This window comes from Sulfobacillus harzensis (genome assembly GCF_012933365.1).
Lineage (GTDB): Bacteria > Bacillota > Sulfobacillia > Sulfobacillales > Sulfobacillaceae > Sulfobacillus_B > Sulfobacillus_B harzensis.
The window spans coordinates 1-1,714 of the sequence record NZ_JABBVZ010000240.1 but is presented as its reverse complement, the minus strand read 5'-3'; the positions used below and the strand labels follow the sequence as shown (position 1 = coordinate 1,714).

2 protein-coding genes are annotated in these 1,714 nt (G+C 59.6%); both read left to right on the top strand.

Annotated features, from left to right (window positions below):
• The coding region (locus tag HIJ39_RS22740) for a GtrA family protein (RefSeq protein WP_207711878.1) at positions 1-527 on the top strand (527 nt) is incomplete at its 5' end.
• A 376-nt stretch (positions 528-903) separates the two neighbouring features.
• Complete coding sequence (locus HIJ39_RS22735; RefSeq protein ID WP_243239923.1) at positions 904-1,323, top strand: YdcF family protein; 420 nt, start codon at positions 904-906, stop codon at positions 1,321-1,323.
• Positions 1,324-1,714: the final 391 nt, after the last annotated feature.

The following is a 1,714-nucleotide window of genomic DNA, read 5'->3' as shown; positions in this document are numbered from 1 at the left end:
TGAGGGTCGAGTTAACGGGCTACTCTACATGCGGAGCGACGGCATCGCGGACCGACTACGCACACAAGCTGCTAGTGTCATGCAAATGGGGGCGGAACCGATGCCCTGGTGGGCGGGCTGCGATCGTGGCCTGGATGGCGAGTGTGGTTCTCTATCGTGAAGCCCATGTGCCGTATCTCGTCGCCCATGCGTTCGGGTTTGTTGCAGGCACCGCCGTGAACTTTCCGCTGAGCCGGGTATGGGCGTTTCGACGACGTGGACCACATGCGGCACGCCAGCTCGTGGTGTTTGTCGGAGGCACGCTCGGGGGCCTACTGATTAACGAAGCGACGGTGCGCGAATTCGTGCGCGAAGTCAAATTCCCGGTGTCTCTGGCCATGGCCTTGGGACTAGCCAGCGCCTTTGCCTTGAATCAAGAGGGACCGGAACCACCGTATGCAACAATACGCATGGGAGTTCCAATGAACGCTTTGAAATGCGGCACAAGCTCGCCGGAGAAATTTGTAATTGCAATGGCTCGTCGATGAGGTCTGTTCGCCGAGCCGGACTACGTGACAAATAATTGATGGACGGACACGGGTCGTCTAGAAGACCCCGAAGACCTCATCGAGGCCGACCGGGTAACTCTGGATGGATACCTAAAGCCCACCCTAGCGGGTACAATGGATGCAGTCTCGGCTACAGCGGGGCACCAATCCAGAGTGTCGACTCGGTCACTCGTGGACCGGCCACCTTGCCGAATCCACGACGATAGCCCCGCTCATATTGGTCCCTATACCTCGACTAACCATCGGCAGGGGAGCGCAGGGGAGCCGAATCGTTCACATTGCGAGCATGGCGCTGGTGCCGTGCATTTGCGACCCGACGTAAGATTAAGCAGATAGGGTAGGACACACGGTGGACATGATTGTCATCTTGGGAGGGGCGGACCTTAGGGCGCGAACCGACTTCGGGGCCCATCTCTTCCACGATAACCTAAAGGCTCTGGTGCTTATTAGCGGGACGCCTCAGGAAACCAGCACGATGACGCGATGGTTAACGGCGCACGGCGTTCCGGACTCTCGCCAGATGCGCGAGGCCCAATCGTACAGCACGTGGGACAACGCACGCCACGTGGGCGTACTGTTGAGAACCATGGCTGCTGACACGGTCGCAGTCGTGACATCGTCTTGGCATGCACCCCGTGCTCACGCCATGTTCGCCCGGGTCCTGCGAGGCAACGAGGTACGCCTTCGGTTTTGTCCAGTCCCCTCCCGGACAACCCCATGGATTGCTCTTTTAGAGGTTCTGAAAACCACCGTCTGGCTGGTCCATCGTATATAGCTTGACGTCATGGCCCGCGCATCAAGCACATCCGCTTAACGCCCGGCATTGGGAATTGCCGCGCCGCCGCTAGCTGGGGTCCACTCCTTAATAACGGAATGATTGACAGCATTGAGGGGCACCGCGAGCATAGCCATGGATGGCTTAGATGGACGTGGCAGTCACGGCGATGGCTTCCGCCCTTGCAGTTGCGCCGGAGGGCCCCCCTCCGGGATTGAGCAGCTTCGCCGCTGTGCATTGCCGGTTCCCATGTTCGACTGGAACGTGGGTCAGGAGGTGTTCTGATGACGACATCCCGTTCGTCGTTGCCCGGCGAGCTCGGTCGGCTCATCGACGAGTTCGTGGCACACAAGCAGGCGCTCGGTTACCGATACCGGGTGGAAGCCGACCA

Bases quoted from the DNA above. Each gene is read 5' to 3' on its own strand.
- HIJ39_RS22735 (WP_243239923.1), top strand. From the start codon at position 904: ATGATTGTCATCTTGGGAGGGGCGGACCTTAGGGCGCGAACCGACTTC.